Below are 22,596 nucleotides of genomic sequence, written 5' to 3'. Positions count from 1 at the left end.
TCCGGTGGTCAAAGGTCCCCGTTGATGACGAACTTGCTCAGTTCCTTGCCGGTCCGCCCGTCGTAGGCGTGGACCGTGCAGACCAGGCAGGAGTCGAAGCTGCGGGCCACGTGGCCGAGCTCGGCCGGGTCGGCCGGGTCGGCGACCGGCGTGCCGACCAGCGCGGCCTCGATCGGGCCGGGCGTGCCGTCACCGTCGCGAGGCCCGATGTTCCAGGCCGTCGGCGTGACCACCTGATAGTTCGCGATCTTGCCGTTCTCCAGGACGATCCAGTCGGACAGCGAGCCGCGGGCCGCCTCCGTCGAGCCGAAGCCGCGCCCGTCGGCGCGTTCCACCGGCGTGGCGTGGAACGGCTCGTGCAGGTCGATCTGGTCCAGCCAGCCACGCACCCAGCGGTAGTACTTCGCCGCCTCGTGCATCCGGGCGAGCAGGCGCACCATCACCGACGGGCCGATCGCGTCGAGGATGTCCCCGAACAGCGGGTCGTCGTCCTGATGGGCGGCCGCGCCCGGGGCGGCGGCGGCGACCCGGCGGGCCAGCGGGCCGGCCTCCAGCGGCACGTACCCGAGGTTGGGTACGTCGTAGCGGGGGGACTTCGCCCAGCTGTACTTGCCCTGCTCGCGGCCGCGGACCGGGTCGATCGGGTTGGTCTCCCCGTCGAACGGGTGGCGCGCCGAGGTGCCCGCGTAGAACGAGTGGGTGACGTCCTCGCGCACCCGGGCCTGGTCGAACGCGCTGTAGGCGCCGCCGGCGTACACCCCGGAGCGGCCGATGAGCGCCGCGTTGCGGCCCTCGATCGTCGGTCGCCCGTACAGGTCGGGGGAGAAGTACGTCCCGGTTGCCAGATAGTTGCCGATGCCCTGGCCGTAGCCGTCGAGACCGATGTCGAGGCAGTAGCGCAGGAAGAAGCCGCAGTCGCTGTCGTGCTGGGCCTCGTTCTCGTACACCCAGGCGAGCACGTCCGCCCAGGTGCGGTTGGCCAGCCAGCGGTCCACCGAGCAGCCCAGCCACTGCTTCTCGAGCCACTCGGTCTTCCAGTGCTCCAGGATCGCGATGGAGCGGGTCACGTCCGTGAGCGTCGGCGCGCACATCACCCCGCCCGGCACCATGAAGCTCGAGTGCGGCCACTGCCCGCCGAAGATGGCGTACACCTCGATCGGCTTGGCGGACAGCACCACCCCGGGGCCGTAGCTGGACCCGGTGAACGGGGTGAAGCGGCGCACCGCCTCCGGGTAGAGCTGCGAGGAGGCGTACCTGGGGTTGGTCAGGTCGATGGCGAACAGCGCGTAGAAGCACCGCGGGATGCTCTGCAGCGTCTCGCACGCCTGCGCGATGTTGCGGATCAGCGTCGCGTTCGGCGGCAGCTCGGTCTGCCACGCCACGTCCAGCGCGTACGCCGACTTGTACAGGTGGCTGCCGCCGCAGATCCCGCAGATCCGCGGGGTCACGATGAGGCCGGCCTGGGGGTCCTTGCCTCGCAGGATGATCTCGAAGCCGCGGAACATCGCCGCCTCGGTCCAGGCCGAGGCCACCACCCCGTCGTCGATCGTGACCCGGACGTCGAGGTCACCCTCGACGCGCCCCATCGGGCTGACGTTGAGATCGACGGTCGTCATCGCAAATCTCTTCTTTCCTGTGCGGTTCCTCGCGGGCTCCCGGGCGGGACGCGCGCTGCCTGCCGGCGGGGTCAGACGACGAACATGTCCTTCTTCGACCACTCCGGCGCGGCCAGCCGGGCGGCCGCCGCCTGGGCCAGATAGGCGAGGTGGCCGCTGCCCTCGGGGACCTCCCGCGGGATGACTCCGGCGACCTTCTGGGTCCCGAAGACCGTGCCGGGGGCGAGGTCGAAGAACGGGAACTCCGGCTCGGTGCAGCCGATGCAGGGCATGCCGGCCCGGGTCTTCGACGACTGGCGGTTCCACAGGATCCGGTTGCACGGGGAGTGTGTCATCGGCCCGCGGCAGCCGAACTCGTAGAACAGGCAGCCCTGCCGCGTCCCGTCGCCGAAGGTCAGCGTCGACTGCTTGTACTCGAAGTACTGGTTACGGGTGCAGCCCGTGTGGGTGAACGTGGTGAAGAACGTCTGCGGCCGGTGCAGCTCGTCGAGCGCGATGTCGGCGGCCCGACCGGTGGCCAGCGCCACCAGGATCTGCGTGATCCAGTCCGGATGGGCGGGGCAGCCAGGCACGTTGATGACGGGCAGCCCGGCCCGCGAGCGGAAGTCCGGGCCGAGGAACCCGCCCGGGGTGCGCTTGTGGAACTGCAGTCCGGTGGAGTCGGTCGGGTTCGGCGCCGTCGCCGGGACCCCGCCCCAGCAGGCGCAGTCCCCGATCGCCACGACCACCTGGGCCTGGTGAGCGAGGTCGCGCACCCAGTCCTGCATCGGCCGGTCGGCGAACACGTCGAAGCGGCCGCTGCCGTCCGGGCCGCGCATCACCGAGCCCTCGAAGACGAAGACGTCGACCGGCCGCTCACCCCGGGCGCAGTTCCAGAACAGCTCCCGCGCCTGCCCGCCGGTGGCCAGGCCCAGCGACGGATGCCAGAGCAGGTCCAGGCCGAAGTCGGTGATCAGGTCGATGACGGTGGGTTCCTCGGCGTTCAGGAACGACATCGTGTTGCCGCTGCACGCCCCGCCCTGAAACCAGAGCACGGATGACATCGGTGGTCCCTTCGTCGGATGGCCGGCAACCGGTGGGGCGGCGGGTCGCGACCGGTCGCCGCGCGCCTCGCGTCGCATGGCTCAGCCGCACGAGGACTGCCGGCACAGCGACGCTACGTGCCCGGGAAGGGGACGCCGATGCGTCGTGTGCGGAGGCTGCCACCAATGCGTGGTGGCGTTTGCCGCTGTGTGCGCGGCAGGACCACAGTGAGCCCGGCGGACGTCAGTGAGTCCGGCGGACGTCAAGGAGCCCGGCTGGACGTCAAGAAGCCGGCTGGACGTCAGGGAGCCCGGCTGGACGTCAGGGAGGGCGGCGCGGTGCACGAGCTGTCGATCTGCCGATCCGTCGCGGGCATCGTCGCCCGGCACGCGGCCGGCCGGCGGGTGACCCGGGTGCATCTGCGGGTGGGGGCGCTGCGGCAGGTGGTGCCGGACACCCTCGTCTACTGCTGGGAGCTGGCGCACGCCGACGCGGCCGGGGCCGAGGTACTGGCCGGGTCGGTGCTGGTTGTCGACGCTGTCCCGGCCGGGGTGCGCTGCCGGCGGTGCGGCGCGTACAGCGAGCTCGCCGTGCCGATCCTGCGTTGCGCCGCCTGTGGCACCACCGACGTCGTCCTGGTCAGCGGCGAGGAGTTTCTCGTCACCTCTTTCGAGGTGGCGACCGACGCCGTGGAGGCGTGACGAACCATGGGTCGATTTCATCCACACCCACACAGCAATCCGCACCCACACAGCAATCCGCACCCACACAGCAATCCACACTCAAACAGCCATCCGCACGACCATCCGCACGAGGACGGTCATCCGCACGAGGACGGTCATCCGCACGAGGACGGTCATGCGCACCCCGGATCGGTGGGGGACCATTCCGGCTACCGCACCGGCGCGGAACGGGTCGAGGTGCTGGAGCGGATTCTCGGGGAGAACGAGCGGGTTGCGCGGGCCAACCGGGCGGCTTTCGACGCGGCCGGCGTCACCGTGGTGAACCTGATGTCCGCGCCCGGTGCCGGGAAGACGACCCTGCTCGCCGAGACGCTGCGCCGCCTCGCGCCGCACCGGCGGATCGGCGTCATCGAGGGGGACATCGAGACCAGCCTGGACGCCGATCGCCTCGACGGGTTCGGCGCGTCGATCGCCCTGGTAAACACCGGCAACGGCTTCGGCGGGGAATGCCACCTGGATGCGCCGATGATCGCCTCGGCGCTGCCCCGGCTGCCGCTCGCCGAACTCGACCTCGTCATCATCGAGAACGTCGGCAATCTGGTGTGCCCCGCCGAGTTCGCCGTCGGTGAGGACCGGCGCGCCATGGTGTTCGCCGTGACCGAGGGCGAGGAGAAACCGCTCAAGTATCCGGTGATGTTCCGCTCCGCGGATCTCGTGCTCGTCAACAAGACGGATCTGCTGCCCCATCTCGACTTCGACGCCGAGGCGTTCCGGCGCAACCTCGACGCCGTGCATCCGGGGGTGGAGGTGCTTGCCGTCAGCGCTCGCACCGGGGAGGGCGTCAACGCCTGGTGCGACTGGCTGGCAGACCCGCTCGGAGCACCTGGTGCAGCCCCTACCCGGCGTTAGGTTGTGCCGTGATTTAATTGACATTTCGGCGTCGGTGGGAAATCCGATGGTGCGTCTCCGGGGGGTCGGCGATCCGGAGAAGATCGAACATTGGGTGGGGGAGCGCTCGGCGCGTCGCGTTCAGTTATTGAGACCGATCCGATAGAAAGCCTGTGATCGGGATTGCGGAACGCGGAAAGGTCGGAGACATGCGCCCATCCAGCGGCGATCGCAGGCATTCACGTAATGCGGGTAAACGCCGGGTACTGGCCGCCGTCGCGGTGGCGGCCGCCTTCGGCTTCCTCACCACGGGCGCCGGCTGCCCGCCGCCCGGAGGGCCCCCCTGCCAGCCCTACCCCCCGTCGTCGGCTGTCTGCTGATCCCTGCCGGAGCGGGAGTCGACCGAAGCGTCCCGCGGAACCCCACTCCCGCCGCCGGCGCACCGCCGATTCGGCCGCCGACGGTCGCCGTGGCCGGGATGAGCCGGTCCTGCAGGTGCCGTCCGGCCGCGGTCTGGTCGCCGCTCCGGCCAAGGTCAAGCAGCTCCTGCGGGTTCGGCGGGGCACCGCTGTGTTCGCCGGGCCGTGGGCTGTAGACCGCCCGGGCCAGTGCGGTCATCAGCGGGGTCGACAGGGCCCCGCAGGGTGGCGGCAGCCCTGCCGCCAGCAGGGTCCGGTTCGTCGGCCGGATCGGCGGCGAGGATTGGTGTCGGGGGCTGCGTTCAGCTCCGTCGGCGGGGTGCGCCGCTGGGGCGTCAGGCCGCCCGCGCGGCGGCGCCCGTCGCCGACCGGCCGGTCGGCGACCGGAACCGTGGGCGATGATCCGCGGACTTCGCTGCGCCAGGACCGGCGTTTTGCGCTCTACGTCGCCCTGCCCGTCGGGGCCCTCCTCGCCGGGTGGAGTGGCGGCGTCGCCCTCCTGTTCACCTCCATCCATGGGTCGGTAGCAGTCCTGCTGGTCGGCTTGGCCGGTGACGGAATCGCGGCGGCGCTGGAAACCCCCTGGAGCCAGCTCGTACTCGCGCGCTACTGGCTCGCCTGGCGTCACGCGTTGCCGGTTGGCATTCTCGGCTTCCTTGAGGATGCCTGCGATCGCAGAGTGCTGATCCAGACTGGCGGCGTATGGGAGTTCCGCCATCTCGATGTCGCGGCCTACCTGGTGCGCTCACCGGAGGACTGAGCCGAGCCCGAGGCGCGGCGCAGGTCGGAGACTTGTCCCAATGCCACTTCCACTATTTGGATCTTGACTGGTTGCGGTGTGTCGGTTCGGGTGGTTCTGCCTGGTTGGCGGCATGATCGTGGGCTGTGACGGACACGGGTAGCCAGCTGATGGACTGGATCTCGTTGGGGGTCCTGACGTCGTTCGTGTCGCGGGATGCGGTCGACGAGGCGATCGAGGCGACCGGGACGGGTGCCCGGCGCAGCGACACGACGATCCCGCCGCGGGTCGCGGTCTACTTCGTGATGGCGCTCGCGTTGTTCGCGGACGACGACTACGAGGCGGTCGCGCGCCGGCTCGCTACCACGCTTGACGATCTCGACGTGGTCGGGCCGCGATGGGAACCGACCTCGGGCGGGCTGACCAAAGCCCGCCAGCGGCTCGGTGCGGCACCGCTGGCGGAACTGTTCTCGCAGGTCGCCGGGCCGGTCGCGGACCTCGACACGGTCGGGGCGTTCCTCGGCCCGTGGCGGCTGATGAGTATCGACGGACTGGAGTGGGACGCGCCCGCCTCGGCGGAGAACATCGCCGCGTTCGGCCTGCCCGCGGGCCGCGACGGCGCGCCGGGGGCGCTGCCGAAGGTCCGCGCCCTCACCGTGTCCGAGTGCGCCTCGCACGCGCCGGTGCTGGCCGTGCTCGGCCCGGCCGGCGGCGCGAAGCCCGCCAGCGAGCAGGCCCTGGCCCGCACCCTGTACCCACGGCTGGCCGAACGCTGGCTTCTGCTCGCGGACCGCAACTTCTACTCCTGGACCGACTGGTGCACGGCCGCGGACACCGGCGCGGCACTGCTGTGGCGGGTCAAGGCCAGCCTGCGGCTGCCGCCGCTGCGCGCGTTGTCCGACGGCTCGTACCTGACGGTCCTGGTCAACCCGAAGATCACCGGGAAGGCGCGGGACGCCCTGGTCGCCGCGGCCCGCGCCGGTGAGGTACTCGACCCGGCGAAGGCCCGCTACGCCCGTCTCGTCGAGTACGACGTGCCCGACCGGGACGGCGACGGGAAACACGAGGTCATCGCCCTGCTCACCACGATCCTCAACCCACGCGACGCGACCGCGTCCGCGCTGGCCGGGGCCTACCGGCAGCGCTGGGAACACGAGACCGGTAACAGGCAGCTCAAGACCTACCTACGCGGCCCGGGGAAGGTCCTGCGCTCGAAGCACCCCGACACCGTCTACCAGGAGATCTACGGCTACCTGCTCACCCACCACGCGATCAGCGCGCTGACCTGCCAGGCCGCGACCGCCGCCGGGATCGACCCCGACCGGATCAAGTTCAAGCGCACTGTCAGGATCATCCGGGACCGGGTCGCCACCGACCCGGCTTTTTCCCCCTGACCAGCGGGCACGCACCCAAGGCGAGATCGCCACCGACATCACCCGACCGACCCGGCTCAACACCCGCCGCGAACGCACCTACCCCCACGTCGTCCGCCGAGCCCGCCACAACCAGTACCCGGTCAAGAAACCCGGCCAGCACGGCATCCGCCACCATGCCCCGCCCACGATCAGACTCGCCAACCCGGTGAAACCCCAGGTCACAGCTTGATCAACTTAGCGGAAGTGGCATTGAGACTTGTCCGCACCGCGACGTCTGGGCGGTCAGTCAGAAATCATGTACTCCAGAATCCGGCGTGGCGGTGGGAGTCTCACCGCTGGTCACGGCAGCCGGTGCGCCGGTGAGCTCCGGCCTGCCCGGCAGGTTCGGTCTCGGCCCGGACCAGGTGCCCCGTAGGACGGCCACGGCGTGGTCGTAGGCGTCGTGGGTGGGCAGCAGCCGGCGGATGTTCAGGGGCAGCAGATCCTCGCGGTTCGTCCGGCCGCACCGGGGGCAGGTCTGCTGGTTCAGCGGAAGCAGCACGCCGCAGCCGCCCTCCTCCGCCCCGCAGCGCCGCCAGTCCCGGCCGACCTCGATGTGTCCGATCGGCTGCCAGCGGCGCGGTGCCGTGGCGGGCCCGATCGTGGTGGTCGCGCCGGTTTCCGCCAGGGCGGACGCCCCCAGGCGGAACCTTCGTGCGCTCCTCCTCGCGGTCCATCGCGATGACAAGGCGCAGCGCCTCCCTAATTGTCCGGGTACTACCTATCTTGCGGTGGTTCCCTGGCCTCTCCGAGGGAATCGCCTGGCGACGCTGGAGGCAAGCGAATGGCACTTTCGGGTGATGCGTGGCCTCCGCGTGCCTACGCAATCTGGCGGGGTCGCCGAAACCCGACGACCCCTGTGATCTGCGCGATCTCCGCCGCGGCCTCGCGGGCGAGGCGCGCGTCGCCGCCGGGGCCGTCGACGGACTGCGCTTTCGGCTTACCCCGGTGCTGCGCCCGGGCAGGCGCTCGTCATCCAGCAGTTCGGACGCTCGCCGCACCGAAATCCTCGGCGATCAGCCGTGGAATGTCGATCCCCCCGGGCGTGCCGTCCCTGTGGTCGGCACCCGGAGCGCCACGCCGCGACCGGACGAGGGTTCGTCCGGTCGAAACGCCGATACCCGACCCTTCGCCGGGACGCTGCGAACCGGGGCCGAGCGGGTGATTGCCGGGCGGAGCCACCGAGCCGCGATGGTTCCCGACCCTGACTGCTATTGCCACTGAGCAGAAGGCTGCACGGGTGGATCTCCCGCCAGCTCGGCTGCATACTCCTTGGCGGCGTGAGTCAGCGATTGCAATCGGCTAAGTGAGCGATTGCTCACATCCTGCCAGGCATCGACGCTGTGCCAGCCCTTTCCGTCCAGTGCTGCAATCGGTTCGATCATCTCGACGTCGGTGGGCGGCTGCGGCAGACGGAGGAGCAGCCAGCCTGTGCCCGTCGCGAAGGCCGCGGCAATGCCGTTCGCGACCACCACCGGAACTCCAAAGACCGGCGTGATGGCCTCGCGCGACGGAGAGATCAGATCAAATCGTTCAACGAGGTCGGGGTGCGTGTGAAGCTCCCAGCCGTCCAGGACATACCGTTCGGACTCGCGGCGTGGACGCACGGCCTGATCGCGCAGATAGGTAAGCACGTCGCGGTTGGCGGGTAGGTCCGAGAGGGGCATCCAAGAAATGTAGTGCCTCGGGCGGCCACGAATAGATCTTGTCGGGATTGCGACGTGCCTGTTGATGCCGTGGCATGGTGGCGAGCGCGCCATGCCGGCCGCCCTGGGGGCTCGGCCCGCCCGGCGAGCAATGGCGAGGGGAGGACGACGCTAGTGAACGCGTTGCGGCAGGATCGACGCCGTGGCTCGCGCAGGGGGTCGGCGTGAGCGCTCTCAGGCCGCGTGCAAGCATCCACTCTGCCGATCCGCCGCAACCAGCAACATCGTCGGATCTTCGTTGACGCAACAGAGGAACAACATCGAGAAAACGCCGAGCTCCGAGTCGGAGTCGATCGGCCGACTGGTCGTATCCCTTCGACGCTCGCGCCCCCGGCGTCAGGGACGGTCGTCGCTTTCCATACGATATGGACTCAAGTGTGTCCGCCTACGTCTTCAGTGGAGGGCGTTGGCCGTAGGGGGATGCCGGAGCGGTCCGGTGGTCTTGGTGGAGGCATCGTGGGGGGAAAGGCGGCACCGTCCGCGCCGGACGCACATTACCATCACCTGGACGCGTTACGCGGCATCTTCATGCTGGGCGGAGTCTTCGTACACGCCTCGACGCTCGGTGACGACCCGGTCTTCCACGGGATCGCCTATGCCTCCGGCCTTTTCCGGATGGCGGACTTCTTTCTGATCTCGGGATTTCTCTCCGCGATGCTCGTCGGGAAATACGGGCCCGCGCGCACCGTGCGCCGCAGGCTCGCCAGCGTGGGAATTCCCTTCGTGTGCACCCTGGTCCTGTTCAACCCCACCGCACTATGGCTGAGTTACAACTTCCACAACCCGGACGTCTCGTTCCTGGACTTCCTGGAGGGGCACACCGTCCCCGAGCCGGCGGGGGAGCTGCGCTGGCTTCTGCAGCTCTGGTTTCTTGTGGCGTTGCTCGTCTACGCGCTGTGCACCCCGGCGGCCGTGACCGTGCTGTCCCGCGTCGTCTCCAGCCCCGTCTACCGGCGGGCAACCACCGGCCGACCACGCGTCATGGGCACGATCATCGCGTCGGTCATGGCTACCACCATCCTCATTCGCGGGGGATACCGGGCCGCCGTCGTTCCCGCCATCGGTTCCGACCCCCTCGATCTCCCGATCGAGGAGACGCTGGACTTCCTGCCGTTCTTCCTCCTCGGAGTGCTTCTCTACCTGGATCGGCGGCGACTCCTGTCGGCCTTCCAGCGGCCCGCGCCGATCCTGCTTGCCGTGGCCGGCGTCCTGCTGCTGGCGTCCACCCGAGGCTGGGTGGGCGGGCTGGCCTCGTCCACCGGCCTGGTACTCAGCCGGACCCTGTTCACCGTCGCGATCACCGCCAACCTGTTCGCCGTGGCGAGCCGGCTCGTTCCCGGCCCTCGGCCGGCCATCCGCTACCTTTCCGACGCTTCATACACGGTCTATCTCTTCCACTACTTCTGGATCTACGCCATCGCCACGCTTCTGTCGTTCGACCCGAGCCTGCGTTGGCCGCAGATGCTCCTGGTCACGGCCCTCACCTTCGGCGTGACTCTCGCCCTCCACCATTTCGTCATCCTGCGGTCGCCCTTTCTCCGCAAGATCTTCAACGGAAAGTTCCCAGCCGGTGGCCGCCATGGCGACCGCCGGCCCGTCGCGGCGACCGCGACCAGGATTCCGACCGTGACGGCGGCCGCCGGGCCGGAATCCGAGCGAACCCAGCCGCTGCGCTGGCTTCCCCCAGCCGGCCACCTGGACCCGGAACGGACCCAGCAGCTCCACTGGATCCTGTAGTGCCGCGTCTCGCGAGGTGTACCGCCCGGACCCCTTCGGTGACCGCGACGACGGATGCACCGGCGGTGCCCAGCGGTGGGCTCGCCCTATGCGCGTCGGATGATGCAGTGGATCGAGGCTGAAGGGTGGCAGAGCATCCGGCAGAACATCGAGATGGGGCTCGGGATCGCTGGACCGTGTACCACTTCTCCCAAGCAAATCCCCTGGGTCCCGATCAGGACGACGTCGGTGCTCTGCTTCGACGGGTCGCCGACTCGATCGATGCGTTGGGTGATGTCGAGATTCAGGACTTGGTGATGCATACAGAGGTCACGGCCGACGGTGCCTGGCATTCCGTCTCTGTCTATTACCAGCGCGATGGCGGCGATCTCGAGGGCTAGAAGGTGAACCTTCAGCGCGCGAAATTGCGACCTTGATCGACGTCGGCGATACTCGAACCCGAAACCGCAGGTCAGGGGTGCTGTCACCCTGCTGGGTGCGCCCGGCAGGGATCGAACCTGCGACCTGGTGCTTAGAAGGCACTCGCTCTATCCACTGAGCTACGGGCGCGTTGGTACAGGATGGGCCTACCGGGAAGCTCCACCCAGGGTAGCAAGCCCTGACCAGGTACTGGACACGCGGGGACACGTCGCCGGCCGGTGAGTCGGGGCGACCGCGTGGGGGGTGCGGGGGAACGGCGCAGGAGTGGCCGCGCCCCGGTCAGCTGGTCCGATCGGGCCATGCCGGGGACGGAGACCGGGGCGCGAGATGTTGCGGTGCGGGTCGCCGGGGGGTCAGGAGGCCAGGCGGGACAGGTCGGCGAACTCGTCGTCAGTGAGCTCGACTCCGGCCGCTGCGATGTTCTCCTCCAGATGGGCCACCGACGACGTGCCCGGAATCGGCAGCACGACGGGGGACCGGCGCAGCAGCCAGGCGAGGGCAAGCTGGGCGGGGCCGGCGCTGTGGTGCTTGGCGGCGGCGTCGAGGACGCTGCCGGGAAGGGCGAGCCGGCCGGTGTCGACCGGGTTCCACGGGATGAAGCCGATGCCCTCGCGGTCGGAGTAGTCGAGGACGTCCTCGGCGGTCCGGTAGGCGAGGTTGTAGCGGTTCTGCACGCTGACGACCGGAACGAGGGAGCGGGCGTGGGCCAGTTCGGCGACGCTGACCTCGGACAGGCCGATGTGGCGAATCTTCCCCTCCTGCTGCAGCGCCCGCAGCTCACCGAGGGAGTCCTCGACGGGGGTGCCGGGGTCGATGCGGTGGAGCTGGTAGAGGTCGATCCGCTCCAGCTTCAGCCGGCGCAGCGACATCTCCACCTGCTGGCGAAGGTAGGCGGGGCGGGCGACGGGGGCCCACCGGTTCGGGCCCTGCCGGGTCAGGCCGCCCTTGGTCGCGATGACCAGCCCCTCGGGGTAAGGGTGCAGCGCCTCGGCGATCAGTTCCTCGCTGACGTGGGGGCCGTAGGAGTCGGCGGTGTCGATGAAGTCCACGCCGAGCTCCACCGCCCGCCGCAGCACGGCGCGGGCCTCGGCCGGATCGGCGGGGGGACCCCAGATGCCGGGGCCGGTGATGCGCATGGCGCCGAACCCGAGCCGGGTGATCGGCAGGTCGCCGCCGAGCAGGAAGGTGCCGCTGCCGGCGGCCGTGGGGGTGCCGTCTGGGCTGGTGGTCGAGCTGGTCGTGGTCGTCGACATCGCTGTCCTCCGGGTACGACGGTGCTGGTGGGGAACCACGTCGGCGGGACCTGATCGCCGGGCCTCAGGTGGACGCCGGGCCGGGCGCCGCATCGTCCGATCGGGCCATCGGGCATCTCGCCGACTCAAGGATCGGCAACCGGGCGTCCGGGGATGGTGTTCCCGCTCCGGTCGTCGGTATTGCTCGCCTGGCCCGGACGGGTCCGGACGAGTTCGGGCGGGGTGGTCCGAAGCGGGGATGCCTGGGATGGGGAGGGTGTGGACGGACGGCGGTTATCCACAGCCCGATGGTCGGGGCTTCCGGGTCCGCCCCTGGCGGCCCACAGTGGAACGACGCCGGCGCAACGCCGCGCCGGCACCTTCCTCCCTGACCCGAGGAGCACGCGATGCTCGACACGACCATCACCCTCGTCGGCAACCTCGTCGAGGATCCGGAGCACCGGACGACGACGAACGGTGCCTCGGTGTGCAGTTTCCGCCTGGCCTCCACGCCGCGCCGCTTCGACCGATCCGAGAATCGGTGGGTCGACGGCGCGACCCTGTTTCTTCGCGTGTCCTGCTGGCGGCAGCTTGCCGACAACGTCGCTGCGAGCCTCGTGCGCGGGGACCGGGCGCTGGTCTACGGCCGGCTGCGGCAGCGCTCGTTCGAGACGAGCGAGGGGGAGCGGCGCGTCAGCTACGAGATCGACGCCGACGCCGTCGGCACGGAGCTGACCTGGCACGCGGCGCGCTCCCAGCGGCTTACTCGGCGGCCCGCCGCGCCCGAAGCCGCACCGGTCGCGGCCACCGGGCTCAACCTGCCCGGCGGCGGGCCGCTGGTCGACCTGCGCGAGCCGGCCGAGGTCGGCCTGTCGCAGCCGGAGCCCGTCGCGTCGGTCGCGGTTACCGGCGGAGGGGAGGAGCTGGTCCACGCCCTGACGAGGGACGTGCAGCCGATCGGAGTCGCCGCGATCGGATCGTCGGCGGCCGGCCTGGTGCCGGGGATGTCCGCGCCGCTGGCTACGGCGGCACCGCGGGCCGACGCCCTGGGCGTAGAGGGAGTGGGGGCGATGCCCTTCCCGTCCGGCTCGGGAGGAGACGGCTCGCCCTGGCGCGCGTTCGCCGCCGCCACTGAGCAGCACTGATCACCTCATGTCCGGTGGTGACTGCAATGCGTGAAGGTGGGGGGGCCCTGTCGCCGTCGCCGTCGGCGGCGCTGGGTAGCGTGCCGGGGGTGAGCAGCCGGCACGAGAGCAGGCGGCGCGCACCCGCGCCCGCCGAGCCGGACTCCGGTCCGGCGCTGCCGGCCGTCCCGGCGCAGCGGGCAGTTCGGGGAACGGCCCCCACGGGCAGTGGCGGGGGGCCGGGCGGGGATGCCCTGGGCCGACGCCTGCGGGGGCGCCTCGCCGCTGCTCCGGCGGCAGCGCGGTACGTCGCGATGCTCGCCGTGCTGAGCGCCGCCGCCGCCGTCGTGCTGCGGCACACCGTCTTCCCCCTGCTGTCGGTCAACAACGACGAGGGCATCTACCTGTTGCACGCTCGGACGCTGGCCGAGGGCAGGCTGTTCCCGCCCGCGCCGCATCCCGCGCAGTCCTACCTGCCGTGGCTCGGCACCGTGATCGACGACCACTACGTCCTGAAGTACACGCCCTTCGTGCCCGCGATCTTCGCGGCCAGCCTGTTCGTCGCCGGCAGCATCGATCCGGCGCTCGCCGTCATCGCGGCGGCGGCGGTCGTCGTCACCTACCTGCTCGGCGTCGAACTGTCGGGCAGCCGCAGGGTCGCGGCGCTGGCCGCGACCCTGCTCGCCCTGTCCCCGCTGGTGCTTCTGCAGAGCGCCATGGTGCTCAGCTACCTGCCGGCGCTGGTCCTGCTCCAGGCGACCGTGCTCGGGGTGCTCCGAGGCCGGCGGACACACCGCGCGCCGCCCGTGGTGGGTGCCGGGGTCGCGCTCGGCGTCGCCGCGGCGGTGCGGCCGTACGACGTCGTGCTGCTGCTGGCACCCCTCGCGGTCTGGCTGCTGGTGACCTCGGCCAGGCGGCGCTGGTGGCTGGCGCGCTGGCTGGTGTGCGGCCTGGCCGCGCCGGCGGTGGTCGTGCTGTTCACGAACGCGGCGGCGACTGGGAACCCGCTGCGCCTGCCGTTCGCGCTGCTCGAACCCGACGATCGGATCGGTTTCGGGCTGCGCAGGCTCTACCCGGCCGACGGGCGGCACGACTTCGGTCTCACCGACGGCCTGAGCTCCGTCGGGGACCACCTCTGGCTGCTCGGCGGCTGGGCCTTCGGCGGCGCCGTGCTTGCGGCGGCGTCGCTCGCCGCCGCGGTGCGGCGGCGGCTGTCCGCGCCCGCCGCGATGCTGGGCCTCGGCGGCCTGCTGTTCCTGATCGGGTATGTCGGCTTCTGGGGAGCGTGGAACGCCGCCGAGCTGTGGGGCGGCATCCGCTACGTCGGCCCCTTCTACATGGTCGCCGTCCTCATCCCGCTCGTGCACCTCGGCGCGACCGGATGCGCGTGGGGCGCGGCTGCCCTGGTCGCCCGTGGACGCCGGCTCGGGTTCGCCGTGCTCGTGCCGGTCGTGGCGGCCGTCGTCACCCTCACGATCGTGGTCCTCACCGGGGCGGTGCGCGACAACCTCGCGTTGACCGGCAACGACCGGGATCTGCGGGCCATGCTGCGCCGGCTGCCGGACCGGCCGCTGGTGTTCGTCGCGGCGAACCCGGCGTTCCTCGGCCATCCCACCCCCGTGACGGCCAACGGCCCGGATCTCGACGACCCGGTGCTGTACGCGATCGCCCGCGGTGTCGACGACCTCACCGTGGTCGCGGACCACCCCGGGCGGCCGGCCTACCTGCTGCGCCTCGCCCCCGCGTACGACCGATCGCCCGGGTCGCCGTCCACGGCGCGGGTCGAGCGACTCGCGGTCCGCACCGGGGACCGGGTGGCGGCGACGGTCGCCGTTCCGGCCGGCGCCACGCCGCCCCGGAGCCGGTCCGCCCGGCTCGTGCTCACCGCCGGCCGCGACCGGCTGTCCATCCCGGTCGACCCGCGGGCGGCGACGTCGCTCACGTTCACCGTCGACGACGACGGCCTTGACGTGAACGACCTTGCCCTCGACGACCCTGCCCTCGACGACGGCACGGGGTCGGCCCGCCCGCGCGCGGCGCGTAGACCGCCCGCCCGCCCGACGGCGACGGTGGTCCGCGGCGGCCGTGGAACCTCCGTCACCGTGACGCTCTACGCGACGGACCGCCAGGGGCACGAGCGCACCGTCGACCAGCAGATCCTGCCCGTGCGGCTCGCTGCGGGCCGCGCCGCGCCGGACCGGGGCGAGCCCGCGGTCACGGTGCTCGGGTCGGTGGGGCAGGTCGACGAGGTCGGCACGGGTGCCCGGCCGCCGCTGCGGGTCACCCTCGCCGACGTCGATGCCGCCCAGGGGGCGAAGCCGCGGACAGCCGAGGGGGCCAGGTGATCAATCGACGCGGCGGATCGGTGGCGGCGCGTACGTGCCGTCGAGCACGTCCTCGCCAGGGCCGTAGATCCGCAGCGTGGGACGGAAGTCGCCGGTCGCCGCCGGCAGCCAGTTGGCCTGCTCGACCTCGTCGGACGGGGGATCGCTCTGGATGAGGACACGGACCGAGCCGTCCGGCCCGCGGCGCAGGTCGCGGGATCGACTGCCCAGGGCGAACCGGTGCAGGGGATTGTCCACCAGGTAGTACTCGGGGGCGTCGTACATCGTCACCGACCATTCCGCCGTCGGGGGCGGTGGCGCGAGGTCGAGGGTGTAGCGGTGGGCGCCCGTCAGACGGCGGCCCTCGACGTCCACCAGGCAGGTCGCCTCGATGCTCTCGTAGCCGTGGGTCGCGCCGATCGGTTGACGGGCCGCCATCGCCCGGGCCAGCCGGGCCTGCTCGCGGTCGGTCATCCGCCAGGCCGGCTCGTCGCGGGTTCCCGGCCCCAGGCGGTCGATGTTGAAGTCGAGGGCGTGCGGGGTGCTCGACCAGCCGTTGCTCAGTGCCCGCCCGACGTGGGCGACGCGCTCGAGCCCGTCGCGGCCGGCGCGCAGCCCGCCGCGCAGCGACCAGGTGAGCGCCGGATCGGGATCGACGTACGGCGAGGGGTCGTCGAAGATCCCGAGCGGCGCGAAGCGGCGGGCGTAGTCGGCCTCGGCCGGCGGCGGGGGACAGGCCCGCAGCCAGATCCGCAGCTCCTCCCAGAACCGCAGGTCGTCGCAGACGCTCTTCGAATGCTCCGGCGGTCCCTCCGCTCGGCGCGCGCCGGGGTCGAGGGGACGCAGCCGGAGCTCGTCCTGGAGCCGGTGGACCGGGCGGGCATCGGCCGGGTCGTCGAGGCCGAAGCGGACGATCATGGTCAGCAGTCGGCTCGGCGCCTCGATGCGGATCAGGTCCGGTGGCGTCGGCTCCCCCCAGCCGGGCGGAACGAGCACGTACGACCCGCCGCGCCCGGAGCCGGTCCGTCGCCCCGCGTAGGCGAAGTTGTTGCGCCAGGCGTCGACGAACAGCAGCAGGCTGTACCGGTCGCCGCAGTCCGGGACGGACAGGACCAGCGGGCCTGGTGCGAGGTCGACCTGCGCCACCGAGTGCAGCACGCCCGCGTTGACGCTCACGAACGCCGAGCGTGGGCCCGGAAGATCACGCATATGGGCGAAGGCGTTGAACCCGGCGGGTGCGAGCAGCCCGATCCCCTCGCCCGCGAACCGCCCGCTCAGCCGGACGTTGCTCACCAGCGGGTAGCCGAAGACGTACGCCTCGGCCGCCAGCCCGAACCGGTGGTCATTCGCCCGCATACCTGCCCGCCCGCCGCCTCTCGCCGTCCGGTGTCGGTTCTCGTACCGTCCGTGCCCGCGATCCGGTGGAGGTATCCCACCGAGGCCGTGAGGGCCGGTGCGGCCGGCGGGAACGGGCTGCGAAAGGGCGGTGGGCGGTCACGCCACCGATCACCGCCGCGAGGGTGGTCGCCGCGATGCCCTAGGGTTGACGACATGGCGCAGTACGTCTTCCAGTTGCGCAAAGCGCGCAAGGCCCACGGTGACAAGGTCATCCTCGATGACGTGACCCTGGCATTCCTGCCCGGAGCGAAGATCGGGGTGGTCGGTCCGAACGGGGCGGGGAAGTCGACCCTGCTCAAGATCATGGCTGGGCTCGACCAGCCCAGCAACGGCGAGGCGATCCTCAGCCCCGGCTACTCCGTGGGCATGCTCGCCCAGGAGCCGACGCTCGACGAGACCAAGGACGTCCGCGGCAACGTCGAGGACGGCGTGCGCGAGATCCGCCGGGTGCTCGCCCGCTACGAGGAGATCAACGAGAAGATGTCCGCGCCCGACGCGGACTTCGACTCGCTGCTCACCGAGCAGGCCGAGCTCATCGACAAGATCGAGGCCGGCAACGCCTGGGAGCTCGACAGCCAGCTCGACCAGGCGATGGACGCGCTGCGACTGCCCCCGGGCGACGCCGACGTGTCGCTGCTGTCCGGCGGCGAGCGGCGCCGGGTCGCCCTGTGCAAGCTGCTGCTCGAGGCGCCCGACCTGCTGCTGCTCGACGAGCCGACCAACCACCTCGACGCGGAGAGCGTCGCCTGGCTCGAGCAGCACCTGGCCCGCTACGCCGGCGCCGTGCTCGCCGTCACCCACGACCGGTACTTCCTCGACAACGTCGCCGGCTGGATTCTCGAGCTCGACCGGGGTCGCGCCCACGCCTACGAGGGCAACTACACCACCTACCTGGAGGCCAAGGCGGCCCGGCTCAAGGTCGAGGGCCAGAAGGACGCCAAGCGGCGCCGGGTCCTCGCCCAGGAGCTCGAGTGGGTCCGCTCCAACCCGAAGGCCCGCCAGACCAAGAGCAAGTCACGCCTGTCCCGCTACGAGGAGCTGGCCGCCGAGGCGGACCGGGCTCGCCCGCGCGACTTCGAGGACATCCAGATCCCGCCCGGCCCGAGGCTGGGCAACCAGGTCATCGAGGCCAAGGGCCTGGCCAAGGGGTTCGACGGCCGTCCGCTCATCGACGAGCTGTCGTTCACCCTGCCGCGTGGCGGCATCGTCGGCGTGATCGGCCCCAACGGGGTCGGCAAGACCACGCTGTTCACGATGCTCACCGGGCAGGCGACCCCCGACGCGGGCAGCCTTGTCATCGGGGACACCGTCGACATCGCCTACGTCGACCAGTCCCGGGCCGGCCTCGACCCGAAGAAGAACGTCTGGCAGGTCGTCTCCGACGGCCTCGACCACATCGTCGTCGGCAAGGTCGACTTCCCCAGCCGGGCGTACGTGTCGTCGTTCGGGTTCAAGGGTCCCGACCAGCAGAAGCCCGTCGGCGTGCTGTCCGGCGGCGAGCGCAACCGGCTCAACCTCGCCCTGACCCTCAAGCGCGGCGGCAATGTCCTACTCCTCGACGAGCCCACCAACGACCTCGACGTGGAGACCCTGCGGTCGCTGGAGGACGCGCTGCTGGAGTTCGCCGGCTGCGCCGTGGTCGTCTCCCACGACCGCTGGTTCCTCGACCGGGTCGCCACCCACATCCTCGCCTGGGAAGGCACCGACGAGGACCCGGCCCGCTGGTTCTGGTTCGAGGGCAACTTCGCCGACTACGAGGCCAACAAGATCGAGCGGCTCGGCCAGGAGGCCGCCCGCCCGCACCGCGTCACCTACCGCAAGCTCACGCGCGACTGACGTTCCGCCGCCGCCCGGGCCGGGAAGCCAGCACGGGCGGCGGCGGCGTCGGCGGGCGACCGTGTCGGCGGGTCCAGACGGCGGGCCCAGACGGCGGGCCCTGTCGGCGGCTCACACGGTGAGCTCGGTCGGCGGGCTCAGTCGGCGCGGTTCTGCAGCGAGTTCGCCGCCATCTGCAGGTAGTCCCAGAGCGTCTTGTACTGATCGGGCGGCAGGTTCAGGGAGTCGACCGCCGCGCGCATCACGACGAGCCAGGCGTCGCGCTGTGCCGGGCCGATCGCGAACGGCACGTGCCGCATCCGCAGCCGCGGGTGCCCCCGCAGCTCCTGGTAGTCGCTCGGGCCGCCCCAGTACTGGATGAGGAACAGGCGCAAGCGATCTTCCGCCCCGGCCAGATCCTCCTCCGGGTACAGCGGACGCAACACCGGATCGTTCGCCACCCCCTGGTAGAACCGCGCGACCAGCGTGCGGAACGTCGGCTCTCCGCCGACCGCATCGAAGAAGGTCGTCGTGGGCTGGGCCGGTGTGCGGGGCTGGCTCACGCCTCCATTGTGCGTCACATTGGCATGCATCCGGCCCGCCGATACGCTCTCAGCCCGCACGGGGTGCGATCCATGCCGTGGTGTCCGGCGGCAGGGTCAGCGTCGCGCCGTCGTAACCCACAGGTCCGCTCGCGAGCACCAGCCGGCCGCTCAGGACGATCGTCACCTCGCGTCCCATCGCCGTCACGCACGTCATACGCGCCGTCCCCACCGAGGTGGGCGCCCCCGGGGTCGCCCGTTCGGTGGTCGTCTGTTCGGCGGTCGTCCGGTCGAAGGCGAGACAGCCCGCGGGTGCGTCGTCGCGCCAGCGCAGCTCGTCGCCGCGCAGGTGCGGCAGGGCCCGGCGCAGCGCGAGCGCCCCGCGGATGAGCAGCCACGTCGACATCGGATCTTCGGCCTGGGTGAGCATCGCGAACCCGGCCCAGTCGGCCGGCTGCGGCAGCCACGGCTCGACGCCGCCCGTGGTGAACCCGTACGGCGGCGCGTCGCCGGACCAGGGCAGCGGCACGCGGGCGCCGTCCCGGCCCGCCACCGTGCCTCTCGAACGGGTCCACGCCGGGTCCTGGCGCGCCGCCGGCGGCACGTCGGCCTGCGGCAGCGCCAGCTCGTCGCCCTGGTAGAGCACGGCGACGCCGGGTAGCGCGAGCAGGGTCAGCAGCGCCGCCCGGGCGCGGCGGGTGCCGACCTCCCCGCCCCCGTAGCGGGTCACCGGACGCACCACGTCGTGGTTGGCCAGCACCCAGGTGGCCGGCGCGCCGACCGCCGCGAGCGCCGCGCGTTCGGCGTCGATCACCGTCCGCCAGTCCGGCGCCGACCACGGGATGGTCAGCAGGGAGAACGAGAACGTCAGGTGCAGCTCGTCGGGGCGGACGTACCGGGCCAGGCGCGCCGGGTCGCGTACCCAGGTCTCCCCGATCAGCACCCGGGGCCGGCCGTCCCGGAGGGTGTACTCGTCGGTGATCGCCCGCCAGGTCCGGTAGATCTCGTGCACGCCGTCCTGGTCCCAGACCCGCGGTTCGCCATCCTCCCGAAACCCGCTGTCGTCGATCGCCGGCCCGGGTGGGTTGTCGCGCAGCTCGCCGTCCTTGACCAGGCCGTGGCTGACGTCGATGCGGAAGCCGTCGACGCCCCGGTCGAGCCAGAAGCGCAGGGTCGCCTCGTGATCGGCCCGTACCGCGGGATGGTCCCAGTTCCAGTCGGGTTGCTCGGCGTCGAACAGGTGCAGGTACCACTGGCCGTCGGCGACCCGGGTCCAGGCCGGACCGCCGAAGACGGACACCCAGTTGTTCGGGGGCTCGCCGCCGTCCGGTCCCCGCCCGTCCCGGAAGATGTACAACTCCCGCTCGGGTCCGCCCGCCGGGGCCGCCAGCGCCGCGCGGAAGGCCGGATGCGCCGAGCTGGAATGGTTCGGGACCAGATCGACGAGGACGGCGAGACCGGCGTCGGCGGCGTCGGTGAGCAGCGCGTCGACATCGGCGAGGCTGCCGAACAGGGGGTCGACCTCGCGGTGGTCGGCGACGTCGTAGCCGTGGTCGGCCATCGGCGACGGGTAGAAGGGGGTGATCCACAGGGCGTCCACGCCCAGCTCGGCGAGGGCCGGCAGGTGCTGGCGCAGACCGGTGAGGTCACCGACGCCGTCGCCGTCGGAGTCGGCGAAGCTGCGCAGATACACCTCGTACAGCACGGCCCGCCGCCACCATCCGGCGTCCCGGTTGCCAACGCCGGCCGGAGACGAACGGGGGGTTTCCCCCCTGTTACCAGAACTCGATCCAATCGTGGAATAGTCAGTGCTGGAATGATGTATCCCCATGTGATCCTTTCTGATGCCCCTGGTCCTGCTAGGACCGATACCCACCCGGGCGCCGTCGCCGACGCCGGGACGCCGACAGCTCCGCCGGCCGTCCCGGCCTGCGGCGGCGCACCGAGCACCTCGACCCCGCCCGGTCCACCCTGTCCGGACCCACCGCCCCGACCGGACTCGATGCCCCGGGTTGCCTCACCGCCGCCACCCTCCGGACGCGGACGGTCGGACGGCTGCACCGTTGCGACACATGCTCCTCCGGCGACGGTTCGGCGGCGGCAAACCCGGCTTGAGTGCGCGAAGGGATGGCGATGGGGTACCGCTCCCGGCTCGGGTCGACATTCTCGCGATGCGCGATATCCGGTTACCGAACTAGACTTCCGCGGGTGGACCAGGTGACTGGCCGTTACGGCGCAGTCCCGGGAGTCGGATTCGGTCGGGGGCGGGGGGATCCAGCCCCGACGTCCGAACCCGTCACCGGGAGTTCGACCGGCATGTCCGCGATCGTCGCCGCGGCGGACGCCGGAATTGCCCTGAGTTCGCAGGCGGCCGCCCGGATGTCGCAGCAGGTGCGCCGCTCGGCGTCCGCGGGGCTGCGCGGTGCCCGGGGGATCGCCCGCGTGCTGTGGGGTGGCCCGGGCGGCGATGGCCGGGGCGGGTCGGACGGCTCGCCGGCGTCGTTCCTCGCCGACGCCGGGCTCGTCCTCGGCGGGACCCTCGATCCGGAACACGTCCCCGACCTGCTCGCCGGGCTGGCGGTGCCCCGCTTCGGCACTGGGGCGATGGTCTGGGTGCGTGAAGGCGACGACGTGCGGTTGGGGGCCACCGTTTTCGTCGACCCGAAAGTCGACAAGATTATGCGGGCGATCGTCGCCACCCGCCCGCCCACGCTCGCCGACGAGTTCCCGCCCGGCGTCGTGCTGCGCAACGGGCAGACCTACTGCCTGCCCGACTTCGACAAACTGCGAGCCACGCTGTCGTTCCCGCACGAGCTCGCGTACCAGCAGTTCCGCCGCATCCAGGGCGGACCGACGGTGAACGTGCCGCTGTCGACGCACGGGCGGATCCTCGGCGCCATCACCGTCGGCCGCCGCGAGGGCTTCTACAGCAACGCCGAGGTCGCTCTGCTGGAGGACCTGGCCCGCCGCGGCGCCCTCGCGCTGGAGAACGCCCAGCGATTCAAGGAGGCCCAGGAGTCCGCGTTGACCCTGCAGCGCTCGCTGCTGCCCGCCCATCCGCCCGCCCTCGAGGGCGTCGAGATCGCCATGGAGTACCGGCCGGGGACGGCGGGTACCGAGGTCGGCGGCGACCTCTACGACGTGATCCCGCTGTCCGGCGGCCGGGTGGGGGTCGCCATCGGCGACGTGATGGGCCGCGGGCTGCGGGCCGCCGCGGTGATGGGCCAGCTCCGCGCGGCGCTGCGGGCCTACGCGCTGGAGGACTGGTGCCCCGCGGAGGTCCTCACCCGGCTGGATCGGGTCGTCGGCCTGCTGCCCGGCCTGCAGCTCGCGACCTGCATCTATGCGGTCTACGACCAATGCCACTTCCGCTAAGTTGATCAAGCTGTGACCTGGGGTTTCACCGGGTTGGCGAGTCTGATCGTGGGCGGGGCATGGTGGCGGATGCCGTGCTGGCCGGGTTTCTTGACCGGGTACTGGTTGTGGCGGGCTCGGCGGACGACGTGGGGGTAGGT

At 71.4% G+C, this 22,596-nt stretch carries 18 protein-coding genes and 1 tRNA gene; 10 read left to right on the top strand and 9 right to left on the bottom strand.

The annotated features are described in order from the left end of the window. Positions 1–8: 8 nt before the first annotated feature. Positions 9–1,616, bottom strand: coding sequence for a nickel-dependent hydrogenase large subunit (locus tag AC5R91_RS11495; RefSeq protein WP_495397135.1), 1,608 nt, complete (start codon positions 1,614–1,616; stop codon positions 9–11). Positions 1,617–1,687: 71 nt separating this feature from the next. Next, the gene (locus AC5R91_RS11490; protein WP_495397134.1) at positions 1,688–2,659 is read right to left on the bottom strand and encodes an NADH-quinone oxidoreductase subunit B family protein; all 972 of its coding nucleotides are present in this window, start codon (positions 2,657–2,659) and stop codon (positions 1,688–1,690) included. A 207-nt stretch (positions 2,660–2,866) separates the two neighbouring features. On the opposite strand from AC5R91_RS11490, the gene AC5R91_RS11485 reads away from it, so the two are divergent. The 4 genes from AC5R91_RS11485 (at position 2,867) to AC5R91_RS11470 (ending at position 6,762) form a co-directional block, all read left to right on the top strand. Further along, the gene (locus AC5R91_RS11485) at positions 2,867–3,340 is read left to right on the top strand and encodes a hydrogenase maturation nickel metallochaperone HypA (RefSeq protein WP_495397132.1); all 474 of its coding nucleotides are present in this window, start codon (positions 2,867–2,869) and stop codon (positions 3,338–3,340) included. 174 nt (positions 3,341–3,514) lie between these two features. After that, entirely contained in the window at positions 3,515–4,231 is a 717-nt protein-coding gene (gene hypB / locus AC5R91_RS11480; protein WP_495397131.1) for a hydrogenase nickel incorporation protein HypB, read from the top strand. Positions 4,232–5,020: 789 nt separating this feature from the next. Then, a complete protein-coding gene (locus tag AC5R91_RS11475) occupies positions 5,021–5,389 on the top strand; it encodes a hypothetical protein (RefSeq protein WP_495397130.1) in 369 nt (122 codons plus the stop codon). A 125-nt stretch (positions 5,390–5,514) separates the two neighbouring features. Continuing rightward, positions 5,515–6,762, top strand: a complete 1,248-nt coding sequence (locus AC5R91_RS11470) for an IS4 family transposase (protein WP_495392250.1) — start codon at positions 5,515–5,517, stop codon at positions 6,760–6,762. Positions 6,763–7,030: 268 nt separating this feature from the next. Here the strand turns inward: AC5R91_RS11470 and AC5R91_RS11465 are convergent, their stop codons facing one another. Next, positions 7,031–7,471, bottom strand: coding sequence for a hypothetical protein (locus AC5R91_RS11465; RefSeq protein WP_495397129.1), 441 nt, complete (start codon positions 7,469–7,471; stop codon positions 7,031–7,033). A 523-nt stretch (positions 7,472–7,994) separates the two neighbouring features. Then, a complete protein-coding gene (locus AC5R91_RS11460; RefSeq protein WP_495397127.1) occupies positions 7,995–8,450 on the bottom strand; it encodes a hypothetical protein in 456 nt (151 codons plus the stop codon). Positions 8,451–8,945: 495 nt separating this feature from the next. On the opposite strand from AC5R91_RS11460, the gene mdoC reads away from it, so the two are divergent. After that, positions 8,946–10,226, top strand: coding sequence for a glucans biosynthesis protein MdoC (mdoC, locus tag AC5R91_RS11455; RefSeq protein ID WP_495397126.1), 1,281 nt, complete (start codon positions 8,946–8,948; stop codon positions 10,224–10,226). A gap of 176 nt (positions 10,227–10,402) precedes the next feature. Then, positions 10,403–10,606 (top strand): hypothetical protein, encoded by a 204-nt coding sequence (locus tag AC5R91_RS11450; RefSeq protein WP_495397125.1) that lies wholly within the window; start codon positions 10,403–10,405, stop codon positions 10,604–10,606. 96 nt (positions 10,607–10,702) lie between these two features. On the opposite strand, the gene AC5R91_RS11445 is transcribed toward AC5R91_RS11450, so the two are convergent. Then, positions 10,703–10,775, bottom strand: a tRNA-Arg gene (locus tag AC5R91_RS11445). 224 nt (positions 10,776–10,999) lie between these two features. Next, a complete protein-coding gene (locus tag AC5R91_RS11440) occupies positions 11,000–11,899 on the bottom strand; it encodes an aldo/keto reductase (protein ID WP_495397123.1) in 900 nt (299 codons plus the stop codon). 386 nt (positions 11,900–12,285) lie between these two features. Here AC5R91_RS11440 and AC5R91_RS11435 point away from each other — a divergent pair, with 386 nt between their 5' ends. Then, the gene (locus AC5R91_RS11435) at positions 12,286–13,023 is read left to right on the top strand and encodes a single-stranded DNA-binding protein (RefSeq protein ID WP_495397122.1); all 738 of its coding nucleotides are present in this window, start codon (positions 12,286–12,288) and stop codon (positions 13,021–13,023) included. Between the two features lie 26 nt (positions 13,024–13,049). After that, on the top strand, positions 13,050–15,347 hold the full coding sequence (locus tag AC5R91_RS11430; protein WP_495397121.1) for a DUF7846 domain-containing protein: 2,298 nt from the start codon (positions 13,050–13,052) through the stop codon (positions 15,345–15,347). Here the strand turns inward: AC5R91_RS11430 and AC5R91_RS11425 are convergent, their stop codons facing one another. Beyond that, positions 15,348–16,682 (bottom strand): DUF1254 domain-containing protein, encoded by a 1,335-nt coding sequence (locus AC5R91_RS11425; protein WP_495397120.1) that lies wholly within the window; start codon positions 16,680–16,682, stop codon positions 15,348–15,350. 195 nt (positions 16,683–16,877) lie between these two features. On the opposite strand from AC5R91_RS11425, the gene ettA reads away from it, so the two are divergent. Then, positions 16,878–18,560, top strand: coding sequence for an energy-dependent translational throttle protein EttA (gene ettA, locus AC5R91_RS11420; RefSeq protein WP_495397119.1), 1,683 nt, complete (start codon positions 16,878–16,880; stop codon positions 18,558–18,560). Positions 18,561–18,697: 137 nt separating this feature from the next. Here ettA and AC5R91_RS11415 read toward each other — a convergent pair whose 3' ends face one another. Together AC5R91_RS11415 and AC5R91_RS11410 are read right to left on the bottom strand one after the other, a co-directional pair. Beyond that, positions 18,698–19,132, bottom strand: coding sequence for a globin (locus AC5R91_RS11415; RefSeq protein WP_495397946.1), 435 nt, complete (start codon positions 19,130–19,132; stop codon positions 18,698–18,700). Between the two features lie 19 nt (positions 19,133–19,151). Further along, on the bottom strand, positions 19,152–20,912 hold the full coding sequence (locus tag AC5R91_RS11410) for a glycoside hydrolase family 13 protein (protein WP_495397118.1): 1,761 nt from the start codon (positions 20,910–20,912) through the stop codon (positions 19,152–19,154). A 485-nt stretch (positions 20,913–21,397) separates the two neighbouring features. On the opposite strand from AC5R91_RS11410, the gene AC5R91_RS11405 reads away from it, so the two are divergent. Further along, positions 21,398–22,456, top strand: coding sequence for a PP2C family protein-serine/threonine phosphatase (locus tag AC5R91_RS11405; protein WP_495397117.1), 1,059 nt, complete (start codon positions 21,398–21,400; stop codon positions 22,454–22,456). Positions 22,457–22,596: the final 140 nt, after the last annotated feature.

It is taken from the genome of Frankia sp. BMG5.60 (assembly GCF_059428125.1).
This window is presented reverse-complemented; position numbering and strand designations above follow the sequence as displayed.

Excerpts from the sequence above, each read along its gene's own strand:
- AC5R91_RS11410 (WP_495397118.1), bottom strand. The coding sequence starts at position 20,912 with ATGGGGATACATCATTCCAGCACTGACTATTCCACGATTGGATCGAGT.
- AC5R91_RS11440 (WP_495397123.1), bottom strand. The coding sequence starts at position 11,899 with ATGTCGACGACCACGACCAGCTCGACCACCAGCCCAGACGGCACCCCC.
- AC5R91_RS11435 (WP_495397122.1), top strand. The coding sequence starts at position 12,286 with ATGCTCGACACGACCATCACCCTCGTCGGCAACCTCGTCGAGGATCCG.
- AC5R91_RS11490 (WP_495397134.1), bottom strand. The coding sequence starts at position 2,659 with ATGTCATCCGTGCTCTGGTTTCAGGGCGGGGCGTGCAGCGGCAACACG.
- ettA (WP_495397119.1), top strand. The coding sequence starts at position 16,878 with ATGGCGCAGTACGTCTTCCAGTTGCGCAAAGCGCGCAAGGCCCACGGT.
- AC5R91_RS11495 (WP_495397135.1), bottom strand. The coding sequence starts at position 1,616 with ATGACGACCGTCGATCTCAACGTCAGCCCGATGGGGCGCGTCGAGGGT.
- AC5R91_RS11460 (WP_495397127.1), bottom strand. The coding sequence starts at position 8,450 with ATGCCCCTCTCGGACCTACCCGCCAACCGCGACGTGCTTACCTATCTG.
- AC5R91_RS11430 (WP_495397121.1), top strand. The coding sequence starts at position 13,050 with ATGCGTGAAGGTGGGGGGGCCCTGTCGCCGTCGCCGTCGGCGGCGCTG.
- AC5R91_RS11425 (WP_495397120.1), bottom strand. The coding sequence starts at position 16,682 with ATGCGGGCGAATGACCACCGGTTCGGGCTGGCGGCCGAGGCGTACGTC.
- AC5R91_RS11405 (WP_495397117.1), top strand. The coding sequence starts at position 21,398 with ATGTCCGCGATCGTCGCCGCGGCGGACGCCGGAATTGCCCTGAGTTCG.
- AC5R91_RS11415 (WP_495397946.1), bottom strand. The coding sequence starts at position 19,132 with ATGCATGCCAATGTGACGCACAATGGAGGCGTGAGCCAGCCCCGCACA.